The organism is Dictyoglomus sp. LHC4 (assembly GCF_055181355.1).
On sequence record NZ_CM143707.1, the window covers coordinates 1,177,208 to 1,191,827 of the forward strand.

Consider the following 14,620-nt stretch of genomic DNA (forward strand, 5'->3'; position numbering starts at 1 on the left):
CACTCCTATATCTCTTTTAATCTTGGGTTTACTATCTTATCAATTACAAATCCAAGTAATGCAAAGGAGATAGCCATAAGAATAATTATGATGGATGGTTCTATTACCCAATAGTAGAATCCTTTATATAAGGCTCCATTTTGAAATGCATCTTCAATAATTCTTCCAAGAGTTGGTTCTGTTGGATCTAAAACTCCAAATAAAGATAAAATTGCCTCTAAAAATATATAAGAGGGTATACTTATAATCAAGCCAGGGATTACAGGTGGTAAGATTTTAGGAATAATATATAAAAAAACTATTCTCATATTACTTGCCCCATAAGTTCTTGCAGCTTCTATATATGGTAAGGTTTTGACTTGTAATACCATAGCTCTTTGAGTTTTTATACCTGACCCAAAAAGACTTAATATTATTAATACAACAAGTAATTTCCATATGGTTAATTTATAGAATAAGGAAATCATGATCATAAGGGGTAGAAATGGAAGAAGCATATATATTTCTGTGAATCTTTGAATTAGGTTATCCACAATTCCACCATACCAACCACTTATTGTTGCAAGAATTAGGTGAATAATAGTAATGCTTAAAGAAGCACCTAAACCGAAGGCAAGGTCTATAGGCATTCCCCATAATATTCCTAATTCTAAGGGTCTTCTCAAGTGATCAGTTCCAGCTATACCAAAGACCTTTCCATATATTATAGGTTCTATCTCAATAGTATCTGATTTATCTGAAAATTGCACTTCAACTATAAAAGAATAGGATCCCTTAGCAATAGATTGGTTTTCATTAGGTTCAATAAATAGCCCTTTCATTGTAGTTACAGGGAAAGGAGGATAATATCCCAACTTGTCTTGAATATATTTAGTTAAATTTTCTTCAATAGATGATTCATTTGCTAAATAAAAAGTATCTGCTTCTGATCTTTGTTGTTTTTCTAATAGAAAAATCTTATCTCCTTTGGAATTGATCCAATAAAGTCTTAAAATTGGTGGGTTGTTTTTATAACTGCTCTTGAGGAATATATTAACTTCGCTAGGAAAATCATCATGAAAATAAGAAAAATTATACTCGTATTTAAGAATCTTAGGATTATCTGATATGGTCTCAATTTTAGGTTCTTTAAGATTTATGTTTTTGGGGAGATTTTTCCCTGTAAATAAAGCCCACCAGGAGGGCATTGCATTTCTCGGATATTTAAGCCATGCCTGACTATCATTCCATAAAGTTTTAACCTCATTATAAGGCATACTTAAATAAGCATAAATAGAGAGTACAATTAATATAAAAAATATAAATAGGGAAAATAAACCAGCTTTGCTCTTAATAACTTCTTTTATTATTCCTTTTAAACTATAAGATGATGTAAATTCCATATTGTCCATACTTTTCACCTCATATTCTAACTCTTGGATCTATTAGAGCATAAATAAAGTCTAAGAGTAAAACAGTAGCTCCTAAAAGATATGCATATATTACGGTTATTCCTACTATCACTGGAGCATCAAAAGATCCTATAGCTCGAGAAAGAACCATACCTAATCCTGGCCAGTTGAAAATACTTTCTGTAACTATTGCTCCCATCCATGAGGATATAAGAGCCAAAGCAAAAGAGGTCACTATAGGTGGAAGTGCAGGCTTTAATATATATTTTCTTTCTATGATTTTATCAGGAAGTCCTTTAGCCTTAGCAACCTCTACATAATCTTCTGTGGAATATATGAGGAAAAAGTTTCTTTGGCTATATGTTCCCAAGAAAAGATAGCTTAAAAGCCATGATAAAACTGGTAGGATCATATGCTTTAAAACACTCAGAATCTTCCCTAAAATATCATTGGGTGGTGGAAAATCCATAAATCCTCCTGGAGGTAAGATATGAAGCCACGAGTAGAAAATCATTATAAAAAAAATTCCATAAAACCATCCTGGTATAGTAGATAGTGGTGATAAATAAACTATTAATTTGTCAAAAAAGGAACCATATTTTCTAGAAAGTTTTAACCCAAGATATAAAGTTACAAAAAATTCTAAAAGAGTAATGGTTGTAAAGAGTAATACGGATAAAGGAATTCTTTCTAAGATAATGTTTTTAACAAGCATTGATCCACTATCGCTGGTCATAGTAGTAGCAGTACCCAGGTCCAAAAGTAATGCTCTCTTCAAATGATAGATACTTCTTATTAAGAAGGGTTGGTCAAGACCTCTTCTTTTTAATTCATTTCTTACTCTACTTTCAATAATCTTTTGTTTCTGCTCATCAGTATATCCTCGTACTGTGGGATCATTTCTTAAATTCATTGCGACATTCATTCTTATTTCATCTTCAACTATTTTATCTACATATCCACCTGCATTTGCTATTACTATTGTCAAATAAATAGCAATAGCAACGGTAATAAAAATTGCTACTGCTCTTTTAAGAAAATATAGAAGTACTTTTTTTAGCTCTTTTATCTTCATCAACCTCCCTTTTATAAAAGTTCAAAAAAAAACCCAGGGGATTTTTTCCCCTGGGTTTATATTATACTATATTTTACTTCAAAAATTTAGTATTCTTTAAGAGAACTGTATGGGCAACAGTATCTGCTTTTTCAAGATAGTATGGACCATTACTTACCCAGAAATGTTTAAATCTATTATACCAGTTAGCAAGAGCGTTATATCTTTCTTTGATCTCTCCTTCTTTTACATATTTTCCTACGAAATTCTTAAATGGTACATAGTTGTCTTTTTGTGATTTATCAAGCATTTCTTTAAGTACTCCTAAACTTGGTCCACCAATGTAGTTCATCCATTCTACCTTTTGGGACTCAGCTTTATCAGCAGAAAAGGCAAGTTTACCTTCTTCTTCTGCTCTTATTCCAATTGCAAGGGTATGCCATGGGAATAATACAGAGGTGGTTGGCCAGAGAGCTGTCAATTCTGCATCGAGTTCAGCATAGTTAGTATAGTATTCGATAATAAGTGGATTTTCTTTTATAATCTTCCATGCAACAAAACTTTCTCTCCAAGAATTAAAGTAATCTACATAACCCTCATCGTAAAGTTTACTATCTTTACTTGCTCTTTCAAAACCTATAATAAAGTCAACCAAATAATCTGCAATACTTTGAACTGTTCCATCATGATATTTACTCTTACCAATAACATCTCCATAGTTGATTACTACTTTTACTTTAGCTTCCTTTACACCAGCTTCTTTTGCAGTAACCATATTTTGTTTCTTTACATCCCATCCATACCATGCATCATCTGGAACAGTAACAGTCTTAACCTTCTTAAATTTCAACCAGTTTTCTGATCCTTTATTGGGGAATGTAGGAACATCAGCTGTAACAGTAAGATCTACACTCTTGATTCCAAAGAGTATAGGAAGACCTGTGTATGGATGGTAGATCCAGTTTCTTCCAAAAGTTGCTTCCCAGAAAATAGTATCATAAACCCAATTAGATCCAGCTACTGGGTTCCATGGATCAATTATTACTTCAGCCATACCTGCCTTAACGCTTCCACCTTCTTTACCCGCGATTCTTAGTGTGTATGGCCAAGCTCTTGATGAATTTCCACCTGCATAATCTACTGCAATATCAATGTTCTTTCTTCTCACCCATGCAGCTTTTTGGTCAATTAAAAAGACTCTCACTGAATCTTTCAAGCAAAGTTCTAATGCCTTTCTCATTAAGTAGTTTCTTTCAGCTATAGATTTAAAGTTTCTTTGAGCAAGTTTGTTCGCTATATCTCTAAATTCTTTATCTGGTTTATAAGCTCTCCAAAGTGGAGAATAGGACATTTCAGAATCTGGTGTATAGAAGAATCTAAAGTTATCTGCCATATCTCTTGAAAGGACAGTTGTTATCCAGCCGCCTGTATAAATATCCCATTGACCATCTTCAGGATTACCTCTTATCCATAGTGGGGATGCTTCTCTTGAAGTCTTATACATTCTCTCTACCGTAAATCCTAATTTTTCAAGCTGTGTTGATACATAATCTCCTATTTGCTTTCTTCTATCCTCAGTTCTGATGATAAATTTTATTACTACAGGATTTCCTTTATAATACCATTTTCCACCTTTTAGCTCTGCTCCCATCTTTTTCATTTCTTCATCAATGATCTTTTTGCCTTTTGCAAAATCATATTTATAGAGTTTCTCCAAACCTGCTATAGTGTCTTTATATCTTTCATATTCTGGAAACCCTTTATTGAGAGGTAAAAGCTTTACTTCTGCAAGTCCTCCCATGATTTCATCCACTATATATTGCCTATCTATTATCACATTCATTGCTTCTCTAATTCTCTTATTACTAAATGGGTTTAATCTACCATCTTTATAGGTTGGTCCTACTGGGTTAAAGGTAAGTTCATAATAAAGTCCAAAGGATGTTCCATAAATTAAATTTGGATCTTCTTTGACCCTCTTGAAAAGTTGTGGGTCACTTATTTCGTTGAAATATATGTCAATATCTCCTTTGGACATCATTTCTACCGCTTTTGCCATATCCTTTTCTGGAATAAATGCTACTTGGTCAAGCCATCCATTTGGGTTCACATTGACTGTTTGTGCTTGAGACGATAAGAGGAAAAGGACTACAAGAAATACTACTAATAAAAGAACCCTAACACCTCTCTTTGGCATTTTAACACCTCCCGATGAAGATAATTTTAATTCTTATAATAATAAGAAAATATATTATTGTCAACCAAAATAATTATTTTAATTGATTCTTGACAAAATTAAAAAAAGAATTTATCCTCTATAAAAGAGTTGATTTTATACTTGGGAAGGCGGGTGTAGCTCAGAGGTAGAGCATCGGCTTCCCAAGCCGAGGGTCGCGGGTTCAAATCCCGTCGCCCGCTCCAAAAATGGTTAAAATTTGTGGCGGCATCGCCAAGCGGCTAAGGCAGGAGATTGCAAATCTCCCATTCCCCGGTTCGAGTCCGGGTGCCGCCTCCATTTTAAAAAAATCTTGGTGGGGCTGTAGCGCAGAGGGAGCGCGCTTCCATGGCACGGAAGAGGTCGGGGGTTCAAGTCCCCCCAGCTCCACCAATTTTTATTAATATTCTTTAAGAAGAAAGATATGTTTATAAAAAAACTCTTTCCACTTTTTATCATGATACTATTTGGACTTCTTACCATATCTGAAGGTAAGAATGGTGATGTATTATTAAAGATAGCAAAAGAGCAAGAAGATAGATTTTGGAAGAATCCTGATAATAGTTATGTGGCTTGGAATATTGCAGTAGATTATTATACTAAGCTGTATCAAACAGCAAATTATTTAGAGCTTCAGGAAAATTTGGTTAGGTTGCATATTGAAGGTGTTAAGATTAATGCTAAAAATCTTAATTTTTTTAACCTTCATTATGGTTATGCTATAAATTATCCTTTAAAAGTTTCTGTTCTTAATCTTAAGAATTATCCTAAATTTGATTATTATTTGTATGATAAAACATTACCCCTCTTTGTAAGTATATACAATAATGGGACAAGAGAGTTAGATTTAGGTAAAGCAATTTTTGTGTTAGAAGACATTTCTCGTAGTGAAGAAAGATTATTAAATAATGATGATACTTTTAGAAAACTTTTAGGTGATTCTTTGATATATATTCCTATAAATAAGATTCTAAAATCTAAAGAGTCATTTTCTTTTATCCTTCTTTTTACTTATAGCAATCCTCCCAAATCATTTAAAATAACAATAGGAGAGATTAATATAAATGTTATGTTTTTTGAAAATTTTCCTCTTATAGAATCCTCTTCTCCAAAAGCTTAATATAATTGCTTAATATAATATACCCATTTGGGTTTACTTGTTTATCCTTTAATGCTATACTTTTTCTCAAAAAAAAGGAGGGATTAATTCTTGTTTGAAATATTGGATAAGAAAATATTAGCTCCAGGAGTTAAGTTAATTAAAGTTAAGGCTCCTTTAATTTCTCAGAAGGCATTAGCAGGGCAATTCGTTGTAATAAGAGTTTATGAGAAAGGTGAAAGAATTCCTTTAACTATAGCAGATAAAGATGAAAAAGAAGGAAGTATTACAATAGTTTTTCAGGAAATAGGGAAAACCACAAAACTTCTTGGAAAATTAGAAAAGGGTGAATATATACTTGATGTGGTTGGTCCCCTGGGCAAACCAAGTGAAATAGATAAATATGGGGTAGTAATTGGTGTGGGAGGTGGAGTAGGAATAGCAGCACTTTTTCCTATATTAAAATCTCTAAAATCTTATGGAAATTATGTAATAAGTATTATAGGTGGAAGAAGTAAAGATTATGTAATTTATAGAGATGAAATTGAAAATTTAGTAGATGAAGCTTATATTACAACAGATGATGGTACCTTGGGAAGAAAAGGACTTGTTACTGATGTTCTTAAGGAATTATTAGAAAATAGGAAAATAGATAGAATATGGGCTGTAGGTCCTACTATTATGATGAAGGTAGTTTCTGAGGTTACGAGACCATATGATGTGCCAACTATAGTAAGTCTTAATCCTATAATGGTGGATGGTACTGGTATGTGTGGAGGATGTAGAGTTACTGTGGGTGGTGAGATAAAGTTTACCTGTGTGGATGGTCCAGAATTTGATGGACATTTGGTTGATTTTGACGAACTTTTATTAAGGTTAAAGACTTATAAGGAAGAAGAAATGCTCGCTCTAAAGATTCTTGAAGAAAGCGAGGCGAATAGGATTGAAAGTTTTAAAGACTAAAACTCCGATGCCTGAACAACCAGTAAAAGAAAGGATTAAGAATTTTGATGAGGTGACATTAGGCTATACTGAAGAGCAAGCTTTAATTGAGGCAAGCAGATGTTTGCAATGTAAAGATGCTCCTTGTATAAAAGGATGTCCTGTAAATATTGATATTCCCGCTTTTATTAGACTTATAAGAGAAAGAAGATATGATGAGGCTATTAAAAAAATTAAGGAGACTAATAATCTTCCAGCTACAACAGGAAGAGTATGTCCTCAGGAGAACCAATGCGAAGCACTATGTACTTTAAAAAAAGTTGGAGAACCAGTAGCAATTGGTAGATTAGAAAGATTTGTTGCAGATCTTGAATTAAAAGAAGGTATAGAAATTCCCAAAATAGAGAAAAGATATAATAAAAAAGTAGCGGTAATTGGTTCTGGCCCTGCAGGATTGACGGTAGCGGGAGATTTATCGAAGAAGGGAATTAATGTAAGTATCTTTGAGGCTTTTCATGAACCTGGAGGAGTCTTAATTTATGGAATACCTGAGTTTAGACTTCCTAAAAGAATAGTTAGAGCAGAAATAGAATATGTTAAAAAATTAGGAGTTAATATATACACAAATGTGGTGGTTGGTAGAACTATAACCATAGATGAGCTTTTGAAGGAATATAATGCCGTATTCATAGGTACGGGAGCTGGTGCTCCTCAGTTTTTGAACATACCTGGGGAAAATCTTGTGGGTATATATTCTGCTAATGAATTTTTAACAAGAATTAATCTCATGAAAGCATATAGATTTCCCGAATATGACACACCGATAAAAATAGGAAAAAGAGTGGGTGTAATAGGAGGAGGAAATGTAGCTATGGATGCTGCAAGAACAGCTCTAAGATTAGGTGCAGAAGAAGTTCATGTCTTATATAGACGTACTGAGGAAGAGATGCCTGCAAGATATGAAGAGATCATCCATGCAAAGGAAGAAGGAATTAGATTTAATTTCTTGGTTGCTCCTGTTAAATTTATTGGTGATGAACATGGTAAAGTAATAGGTATAGAACTTCAAAGAATGGTACTTGGAGAACCAGATAGTAGTGGAAGGAGAAGACCAATTCCCGTTCCCGATTCAAACTTCTTTTTCCCTTTAGATATTATAATTGTAGCTATAGGAACTATACCAAATCCACTAATAAGTATGACTACTCCGGATTTAGCTATAAGCAGAGATGGAACTATAATAATTGATGAAAAAACAGGAGAAACATCAAAAGAAAGGGTTTATGCAGGAGGAGATATTGCAAGCGGTTCAGCTACGGTAATAAATGCTATGGGTGCAGGAAAAATAGCGGCAAGGAGTATTATTAAATATTTATTGGAGGAGAATTAAACATTGGATAAGAAAGATTATCTTGTAGCTTTAAGAAGGATAGAAGGGCAGGTTAGAGGACTTCAAAGAATGATAGAAGAAGATAGGGACTGTAAGGAGATTATTTCTCAAATTGCTGCAGTAAGATCTGCTTTAAAGAGGGTGGGAATATTATTAATAGAAAATTATACTAAAAAGTGTCTTGTTGAAGGAGATAAAGATTTAGAAAACGAGATAAGTGAATTATTAAGAGATCTTCAATCACTGTTCTAATAAATAAGAATCTTTAACTTTCTTGACTTATTTAAAAAAAACATTTTATAATCAATTTAGAAGAGTGCGCCCGTAGCTCAATAGGATAGAGCGGCGGACTACGAATCCGTAGGTTAGAGGTTCAAGTCCTCTCGGGCGCACCATATATATGAGGGGAGAGGTATATGCCGCTTACTGGTAATTTAAAAGAATTTGATTTAGTCTCTTTGATACAGATACTATCTGGAAAATTTTCTTCTGGAAAACTCATTGTTAATAAACCTTTTAAGAAAGGAATTCTTTATTTTAAAGACGGAAGAGTAATCAATGGCGAGGTTGGTAAGCTCAAAGGAATGCCAGCTTTCCTTGAACTATTTACTTGGGATGATGGAAATTTTGAGTTTGTTGATGAAACAAATGTAGATGTTTCTGTTGCTATATCTATGTCTCCTGAAGCTTTAGTTTTAGAAGCAGCAAGAATTATGGATGAGTGGCATGAAAAAACAAAAAAATTAGGATCTCTTACAGTCGTTCCTTTCTTTCCTAATCCATCTCTTGCTATACCATCAAATGTTCAAGTACTTCTTTTAAGAAAAGATCCAGAGAATATGACACCCGAAGAGAAGGAAAGGTTCATTCTATCAAATATAGATGGTAGGAGAGATTTTGCTACAATTGCAAGAATAAGTGGATTAGGCACATTATTGGCTATAGATGTGGTATTAAATAATTTAGAATCTGGGAGACTTGCATTAAGAGATCTTGTAAATTTGCTGTATGTGGTACCTGAGAAGGTGGGTAACGTTTCATCTAATGATCCTGCAGTCCAAAAGATGCTGAAGATTATGGATGGAAAGATAAATATGGAAAAAATCCTCTTGGAAATTGAAGAAGAAAGAGGTAAAATTATTCCGGAACTTGTGAAATTGGTTAAAGGTGGTAGAGTAAGATTGAAAGAAGGTCTTGAATATCTACCAAGATTATCACAGGAGAATTTATATCCAGTATGAAGTATGATGTGATTATAGTTGGTGGCGGACCAGCGGGTATATTTAGTGCCATATCTTTAGTAAGGGGTAATAAGCCCCTTAAAATTTTGCTAGTAGAAAAAGGAGATATTACCAGTAGAAGGATATGTCCAGCTATTGTAAATAGACAAGGATGTGTTTTATGCCCGAGGTGTAATATTGTATCTGGATGGGGTGGGGCTGGCGCTTTTAGTGATGGTAAACTTACTTTTTCAACTGAGGTAGGTGGTTGGTTAAAGGATTATATTGGTGAGCAAAAGCTAATAAAATTGATGGATGATGTAAACGATATTTATACCGAATTTGGAGCAGATCAACCTATTGTAAAACCAGATCCTGATAAGTTTGCGTATTTCCAGAGAAAAGCAATAGCAGCAGATTTAAGATTAGTCTATTATGCTATTAGACATCTTGGTACTGAAAAATGTGCACCTATATTACTCAACATGTATGAATATCTAAAGGACAAAATAGATATTATCATGAATAAGCAAGTTATTAGAATTATTGTTGAGGAAAATAAAGTTAAAGGCGTAGAATTAGAGGACGGAAAGATTTATTATGCTGATTTTGTGGTTGTTGCTCCTGGTAGAGAGGGATCTAAATGGTTTTCTGAAGAGGGTAAAAGAATTGGGCTTTCTTGGGTCATAAATCCTGTAGATATTGGAGTGAGAGTAGAAATTCCTGCAGCAGTTATGAAGGAACTTACAGACGAATTATATGAGGCAAAATTTATATATTACACAAAAACTTTTGATGATAAGGTAAGGACTTTTTGTATGAATCCATATGGTGAGGTAGTAATGGAACAAAATGAAGGGATAATATCAGTAAATGGACATAGTTTTGCTGAAAAGAAAACTGAAAACACAAACTTTGCTATTCTTGTTTCAAAGAATTTTACCGAACCTTTTAAAGACCCAATTGCATATGGTAGAGCAATAGGTAGTCTTGCTAATTTATTGAGTAATGGTGTTATACTACAAAGATTAGGAGATTTATTAGCGGGAAGAAGATCCACATGGGATAGATTACAAAAAGGAATGGTTGTTCCTACTTTAAAAGATGCAGTTCCGGGAGATCTAAGTTTGGTATTACCTTATAGATATTTAGTGGATATCATTGAGATGATTCAAGCTTTAGATAAAGTTACTCCAGGGGTCTATTCTCGACATACTCTTCTTTATGGTGTAGAGGTTAAGTTTTATTCAGCAAGAGTAAAATTAAGCTCTTCTCTTGAAACAGAAATTAAGAACTTATATGCTATAGGAGATGGTGCAGGAATTACAAGAGGTCTTATGCAAGCATCGGTTTCAGGTTTAGTAGTTGGACAAGAAATTCTTAGGAGGCTTACTTCTTATTCATTAAAATCATAAGAAGGATTTTTATGTACAAATCTTCCTCTACAGATGGTTGCTAAGACTTTTATATCCAAAATATCTTTTGGATCTGTATCTAACGGATCTCTATCCAATATTACTAAATCAGCAAGTTTATTTTTTTCAATAGAACCTTTTTCATCATTCAAAAAACCAATGTAAGCACTATTAAAAGTAAACATTTTAATAGCATCTTTTATGGATATGCTTTCATCAGGATTTGGATGATTGACTGCAGAATAAATACCTAAAAATGGATCTATAGGAGTTACAGAACTATCAGACCCACCTCCAGCAGTTATGTTATGTTCTATAATACTTTTTAATGGTATTATTCTTTTACTTCTTTCTTTTCCTAAAAATTCCTCGTATAATTTCCCCTCTCCTCCCCAAAAGTATAAAAAGCTTGGTTGTATAGATAACATTAATTCCAAATCTGCTACCATTTTTATATGTTCATCTTTAGGTAATTCAAAATGCTCTATCCTATGTCTATGATCTTTCTTAGGGTAAGCCTTTAATACCTTCTTATAAGCTTTGAGGAGAAGATCAATTCCTCTATCTCCTACAGCATGAAAAGCTATTTGCAAGTTTTCGTTATGTGCGGATCTAATAAAGTTTATTAAGGAACCTAAATCCCAGTATAAGACGCCAAAGTTTTCTTTATCTACATTATATGGTTCCGACAAAGCTGCTGTCATACTGCTAACAGAACCGTCTACAAGAAGACATCCTCCAATTTGATTTAAGCCAAGTCCTTTTACCTTTTTTATAGAAGTTGTTTGGTAATATATGAGTACATCTATTGGAAAGTATTGCCTTAATCCCAATAAAAGTTGAGGAATATTGGGAGGGGATGTGTATCCGCCCTCTAAGGCATGTATTGTTGTGACACCTTTTTCTGCTGATTTTTTTAATATCTTTAAAATACCTTTTATTAATAAAGAAGGTTCAATATTTTGATAAACCTTTCCAACCACTATCTGATGATCTCTTCCTGTTAATATTTCACCTTCTGAGTATGATGAATTTAAGTTTAAGACTTTTTCTCCCATTGTATTTATAATACTTGAATGTGCATCTTTTCTTATTATTAAAACTGGATGTTTTGGAAAATATTTATCTAAATCTTCTTTTGTAATATTTGTTTTTTCTTCAATATTTTCAGGATCAAACTCCTTAGCAATAATCCATTCACCTTCTGGCATTGAATCTCTTAATGCCTCTAAAGCTTTAATAATTTCCTTTAGAGAAGAGAAATTACTTAAATCCAATAAAATATCACTGATGGCAGTTGATGAAAGATGAACATGAGAATCTATAAATCCTGGTAATATATAGCCTTCCTCAAAATTATATATAGGTACATTAGTTTCAGAAGGTAAGGGTTCATTTCCTAAATCTATAATTTTGTTATTTTCTATTAAAATCCAAGAATAAATGTTAAAATAAGGATCAAACGAATATATTTTTTGAGCTTTAAGAAAATATTTTTTCATATATCTTCCTTATTGATTTTTATTTTGAAATATTATATCACAAAAAACAGAACATTTTGACAAAGTAATAATTATAATCTAAACTTTAATATGGAAAGGAGATGAAAAAAGCTATGCAACGAGAAACAAGACAAAGAAAGTTAGTCTCGGAGATTTTAATGGAGAGTATGGATCATCCAGATGCTCTTACGGTTTTTAGAAGAGCAGAGGAAAGAGGGGCAAAAATAAGTTTAGGCACTGTTTATAGAACTTTAGAACTTTTAGTGAATGAGGGAAAGGCTATTAAATTTTATGATAGAAGTGCAGTTGCTCGATATGATGCAAAGATATTGCCTCATCATCATTTAATTTGTAAGATCTGTAGGAAGGTTGAAGATTGGGAAGGAGAAAATTTATATAGTGAAATGATTAGGAAAGAAATAGAGAAAAGTACTTCTTTTAAAGATGTAGATTTTCATATGATTATTTATGGAATTTGTGAAGAATGTGCAAAAAGGAGTAGATAATATTTTAAGTAAAAGAGAAAGATTAGAAAAGATCAAAATTATTTTAAAACAAAATAATATAGGTACCCAAAAAGAGTTAATGGAAGCCTTGAAAAAAGAAGGGATTAATGTAGTACAGGCGACTTTATCTCGAGATCTCAAAGAATTAGGAGTCATAAGACAAAATACTGAGTTTGGAAAAAGATATATTATTCCAGAGAATAATTTCAATTTACCATCCTTAAAAGACCTGTTCAAAAGGGTCGTGATAAGCATTGATTATGCAGAAAATCTTATTTTGGTAAAAACTTTACCTGGTAATGCACAGGCTGTCGCCTTTATGTTAGATAATTTTATGAAAGATTGGAATTATTTTGTGGGTAGTGTAGCAGGAGATGATACGATATTAATAGTTTTGAGAACTAAGGAGAAAATACAAGAAGCATTATCTAAACTTCAAAATTTACAGGAGTAAATGCTTAATAATAAAAAGGATACCATATATCTTTTTGAAGAATTTAAAGACTATTTACCCTATTTATATCTAATTTCTGATTTATTAGGAGCAGATCTTTACTTATATCAACCTATCTGGGATTTATCTGCTGTGGTTTTAATATCTGAGGCTCATCCTAAGGTAGTACCTCCTATTTCTTTGAGGCAAGAAGTGGGAAAGCTTATATTTTTTGAAGATGAGCAGGAGATATTTAAGCTAATAGACTCTGATAAATCAAAAATAAGAAAAACTGATATTGTCATAGGAGGATTTCCAGTAGAAGAGGAGTTTTATTCTATTAAAAAATCAGGAAAAATTATAGGAATTCTTAAGATACAGAGAAATCTTTTAATACATAATGAATTTCCTTATAATTCAAGGGTATTCAAAGAAACATCCCATTGGTTAATAAAATCTTTTATTAAACAAGAACTAAGTTGGAAAGGATATGTGGACCCTCTATTAGATAATGAGGGGGTTTTAATCCTTGATAAAGATGGTATAGTGCTTTTTGCTAATATGGCTGGAATGAGACTATTTAGAACTCTTGGAGAAGTGGGAAATATCTTGGGAAAAAAAATTAAAGATCCTTTCTTCTATAAATTCGTAGATGCTTATAAAGAAATGGGTACTGTTAAAGCATATGGGGAAGAACTCTTTGAAGAATATGGCGAAGAAACAAGAAGTTTTTATAAGAGAATACTTCCAGTTACAAAAGGGGATAATTCTCTATGGAGAATATTTTATTTAATAAAAGAGACAACTGAGCTTCGTCAAAAGGAAAGGGAATTAAATTTTAAATCAGTACTTATCAAGGAAATTCATCATAGGGTAAAAAATAACTTGCAAACTATAGCAAGTCTTTTAAGGATACAAATGAGGCGACTTGACTCTGAGAGTGCCAAGATAGCACTACAGGAAAGTATTAATCGAATAAATAGTATTGCATTAGTACATGAATCTTTATCTAAATTTGAAGAAGATAGAGTTGATATCATAGAAGTAGCTGAAAAATTACTTAATGCATTTAAGCAGACCTATCAGCATCTTCCTTGTAATTTTAAATTTGTAAAAAATAGAAAAAATATTTTCTTGTCATCTAAGAAAGCCACATCAGTTAGTTTAATTATGAATGAGCTGTTACAAAATGCAGTAAAGCATGGTACTTCTGAAGATATAGTTACAGAAATTATCCTTTCCATAAAACAAGATGATAAGTATATAATATTAGAGGTAACAAATAATCTTTTCGATAAAGAAACGAAAAGTTCAGAGCTTCTTTCCTCTAAAGGAAGTTTAGGTTTTCAATTGGTTCAAATGTTAGTAGATGAAATTAGAGGTAAAATAGATATTGATAAAGTAGATGATACATTAAAAATTAAGTTGATCTTTTCAAGAGGTGACGAATAAA

Annotated in this window: 13 protein-coding genes and 4 tRNA genes; 13 read left to right on the forward strand and 4 right to left on the reverse strand. The window is 32.6% G+C overall.

All coding sequences use genetic code 11. The features are described 5' to 3' along the window. Window positions 1-5: 5 nt before the first annotated feature. From ACY3JO_RS05805 to ACY3JO_RS05815, 3 genes are all read right to left on the reverse strand, one after another. The gene (locus tag ACY3JO_RS05805) at window positions 6-1,391 is read right to left on the reverse strand and encodes an ABC transporter permease (RefSeq protein ID WP_463084097.1); all 1,386 of its coding nucleotides are present in this window, start codon (window positions 1,389-1,391) and stop codon (window positions 6-8) included. Window positions 1,392-1,401: 10 nt separating this feature from the next. Further along, on the reverse strand, window positions 1,402-2,466 hold the full coding sequence (locus tag ACY3JO_RS05810) for an ABC transporter permease (protein WP_463085656.1): 1,065 nt from the start codon (window positions 2,464-2,466) through the stop codon (window positions 1,402-1,404). A 73-nt stretch (window positions 2,467-2,539) separates the two neighbouring features. Beyond that, on the reverse strand, window positions 2,540-4,642 hold the full coding sequence (locus ACY3JO_RS05815; protein WP_463084098.1) for an ABC transporter substrate-binding protein: 2,103 nt from the start codon (window positions 4,640-4,642) through the stop codon (window positions 2,540-2,542). A 149-nt stretch (window positions 4,643-4,791) separates the two neighbouring features. On the opposite strand from ACY3JO_RS05815, the gene ACY3JO_RS05820 reads away from it, so the two are divergent. The 10 genes from ACY3JO_RS05820 to ACY3JO_RS05865 all read left to right on the forward strand — a co-directional run bounded on the left by ACY3JO_RS05820 (window position 4,792) and on the right by ACY3JO_RS05865 (window position 10,726). After that, window positions 4,792-4,866 (forward strand) — tRNA-Gly (locus ACY3JO_RS05820). An 18-nt stretch (window positions 4,867-4,884) separates the two neighbouring features. Beyond that, window positions 4,885-4,960: transfer RNA gene (locus ACY3JO_RS05825), tRNA-Cys, on the forward strand. Between the two features lie 18 nt (window positions 4,961-4,978). Beyond that, window positions 4,979-5,053 (forward strand) — tRNA-Ala (locus ACY3JO_RS05830). Between the two features lie 31 nt (window positions 5,054-5,084). Then, the gene (locus ACY3JO_RS05835) at window positions 5,085-5,780 is read left to right on the forward strand and encodes a hypothetical protein (RefSeq protein ID WP_463084099.1); all 696 of its coding nucleotides are present in this window, start codon (window positions 5,085-5,087) and stop codon (window positions 5,778-5,780) included. A gap of 90 nt (window positions 5,781-5,870) precedes the next feature. Further along, window positions 5,871-6,722, forward strand: a complete 852-nt coding sequence (locus ACY3JO_RS05840; RefSeq protein WP_463084100.1) for a sulfide/dihydroorotate dehydrogenase-like FAD/NAD-binding protein — start codon at window positions 5,871-5,873, stop codon at window positions 6,720-6,722. After that, window positions 6,697-8,091 carry an NADPH-dependent glutamate synthase gene (gene gltA / locus ACY3JO_RS05845; protein WP_463085657.1) on the forward strand — a complete coding sequence of 465 codons (1,395 nt, stop codon included), beginning with the start codon at window positions 6,697-6,699 and terminating at the stop codon, window positions 8,089-8,091. The genes ACY3JO_RS05840 and gltA overlap by 26 nt, the downstream gene beginning before the upstream one ends. A gap of 3 nt (window positions 8,092-8,094) precedes the next feature. After that, window positions 8,095-8,343, forward strand: coding sequence for a metal-sensitive transcriptional regulator (locus ACY3JO_RS05850; RefSeq protein ID WP_463084101.1), 249 nt, complete (start codon window positions 8,095-8,097; stop codon window positions 8,341-8,343). Window positions 8,344-8,409: 66 nt separating this feature from the next. Then, window positions 8,410-8,486, forward strand: a tRNA-Arg gene (locus tag ACY3JO_RS05855). Between the two features lie 21 nt (window positions 8,487-8,507). Beyond that, on the forward strand, window positions 8,508-9,332 hold the full coding sequence (locus ACY3JO_RS05860) for a DUF4388 domain-containing protein (RefSeq protein WP_463084102.1): 825 nt from the start codon (window positions 8,508-8,510) through the stop codon (window positions 9,330-9,332). After that, window positions 9,329-10,726 carry an NAD(P)/FAD-dependent oxidoreductase gene (locus ACY3JO_RS05865; RefSeq protein ID WP_463084103.1) on the forward strand — a complete coding sequence of 466 codons (1,398 nt, stop codon included), beginning with the start codon at window positions 9,329-9,331 and terminating at the stop codon, window positions 10,724-10,726. Before ACY3JO_RS05860 ends, ACY3JO_RS05865 begins: the two co-directional genes overlap by 4 nt. On the opposite strand, the gene ACY3JO_RS05870 is transcribed toward ACY3JO_RS05865, so the two are convergent. Continuing rightward, on the reverse strand, window positions 10,708-12,228 hold the full coding sequence (locus ACY3JO_RS05870) for an amidohydrolase (RefSeq protein ID WP_463084104.1): 1,521 nt from the start codon (window positions 12,226-12,228) through the stop codon (window positions 10,708-10,710). The two genes, ACY3JO_RS05865 and ACY3JO_RS05870, sit on opposite strands and share 19 nt — an antisense overlap. A 113-nt stretch (window positions 12,229-12,341) precedes the next feature. Here ACY3JO_RS05870 and ACY3JO_RS05875 point away from each other — a divergent pair, with 113 nt between their 5' ends. The 3 genes from ACY3JO_RS05875 to ACY3JO_RS05885 are packed head-to-tail and all read left to right on the forward strand — an operon-like array spanning window position 12,342 to window position 14,619. Beyond that, the gene (locus tag ACY3JO_RS05875; protein ID WP_463084105.1) at window positions 12,342-12,734 is read left to right on the forward strand and encodes a Fur family transcriptional regulator; all 393 of its coding nucleotides are present in this window, start codon (window positions 12,342-12,344) and stop codon (window positions 12,732-12,734) included. Continuing rightward, complete coding sequence (argR, locus tag ACY3JO_RS05880; protein WP_463084106.1) at window positions 12,697-13,188, forward strand: arginine repressor; 492 nt, start codon at window positions 12,697-12,699, stop codon at window positions 13,186-13,188. The genes ACY3JO_RS05875 and argR overlap by 38 nt, the downstream gene beginning before the upstream one ends. Beyond that, the gene (locus tag ACY3JO_RS05885) at window positions 13,189-14,619 is read left to right on the forward strand and encodes a histidine kinase N-terminal domain-containing protein (RefSeq protein ID WP_463084107.1); all 1,431 of its coding nucleotides are present in this window, start codon (window positions 13,189-13,191) and stop codon (window positions 14,617-14,619) included. It abuts the gene before it with no gap. Window position 14,620: the final 1 nt, after the last annotated feature.

Excerpts from the sequence above, each read along its gene's own strand:
- ACY3JO_RS05805 (WP_463084097.1), bottom strand. The coding sequence starts at position 1,391 with ATGGACAATATGGAATTTACATCATCTTATAGTTTAAAAGGAATAATA.
- ACY3JO_RS05810 (WP_463085656.1), bottom strand. The coding sequence starts at position 2,466 with ATGAAGATAAAAGAGCTAAAAAAAGTACTTCTATATTTTCTTAAAAGA.
- ACY3JO_RS05815 (WP_463084098.1), bottom strand. The coding sequence starts at position 4,642 with ATGCCAAAGAGAGGTGTTAGGGTTCTTTTATTAGTAGTATTTCTTGTA.
- ACY3JO_RS05835 (WP_463084099.1), top strand. The coding sequence starts at position 5,085 with ATGTTTATAAAAAAACTCTTTCCACTTTTTATCATGATACTATTTGGA.
- ACY3JO_RS05860 (WP_463084102.1), top strand. The coding sequence starts at position 8,508 with ATGCCGCTTACTGGTAATTTAAAAGAATTTGATTTAGTCTCTTTGATA.
- ACY3JO_RS05865 (WP_463084103.1), top strand. The coding sequence starts at position 9,329 with ATGAAGTATGATGTGATTATAGTTGGTGGCGGACCAGCGGGTATATTT.
- ACY3JO_RS05870 (WP_463084104.1), bottom strand. The coding sequence starts at position 12,228 with ATGAAAAAATATTTTCTTAAAGCTCAAAAAATATATTCGTTTGATCCT.
- ACY3JO_RS05875 (WP_463084105.1), top strand. The coding sequence starts at position 12,342 with ATGCAACGAGAAACAAGACAAAGAAAGTTAGTCTCGGAGATTTTAATG.
- argR (WP_463084106.1), top strand. The coding sequence starts at position 12,697 with ATGGAATTTGTGAAGAATGTGCAAAAAGGAGTAGATAATATTTTAAGT.
- ACY3JO_RS05885 (WP_463084107.1), top strand. The coding sequence starts at position 13,189 with ATGCTTAATAATAAAAAGGATACCATATATCTTTTTGAAGAATTTAAA.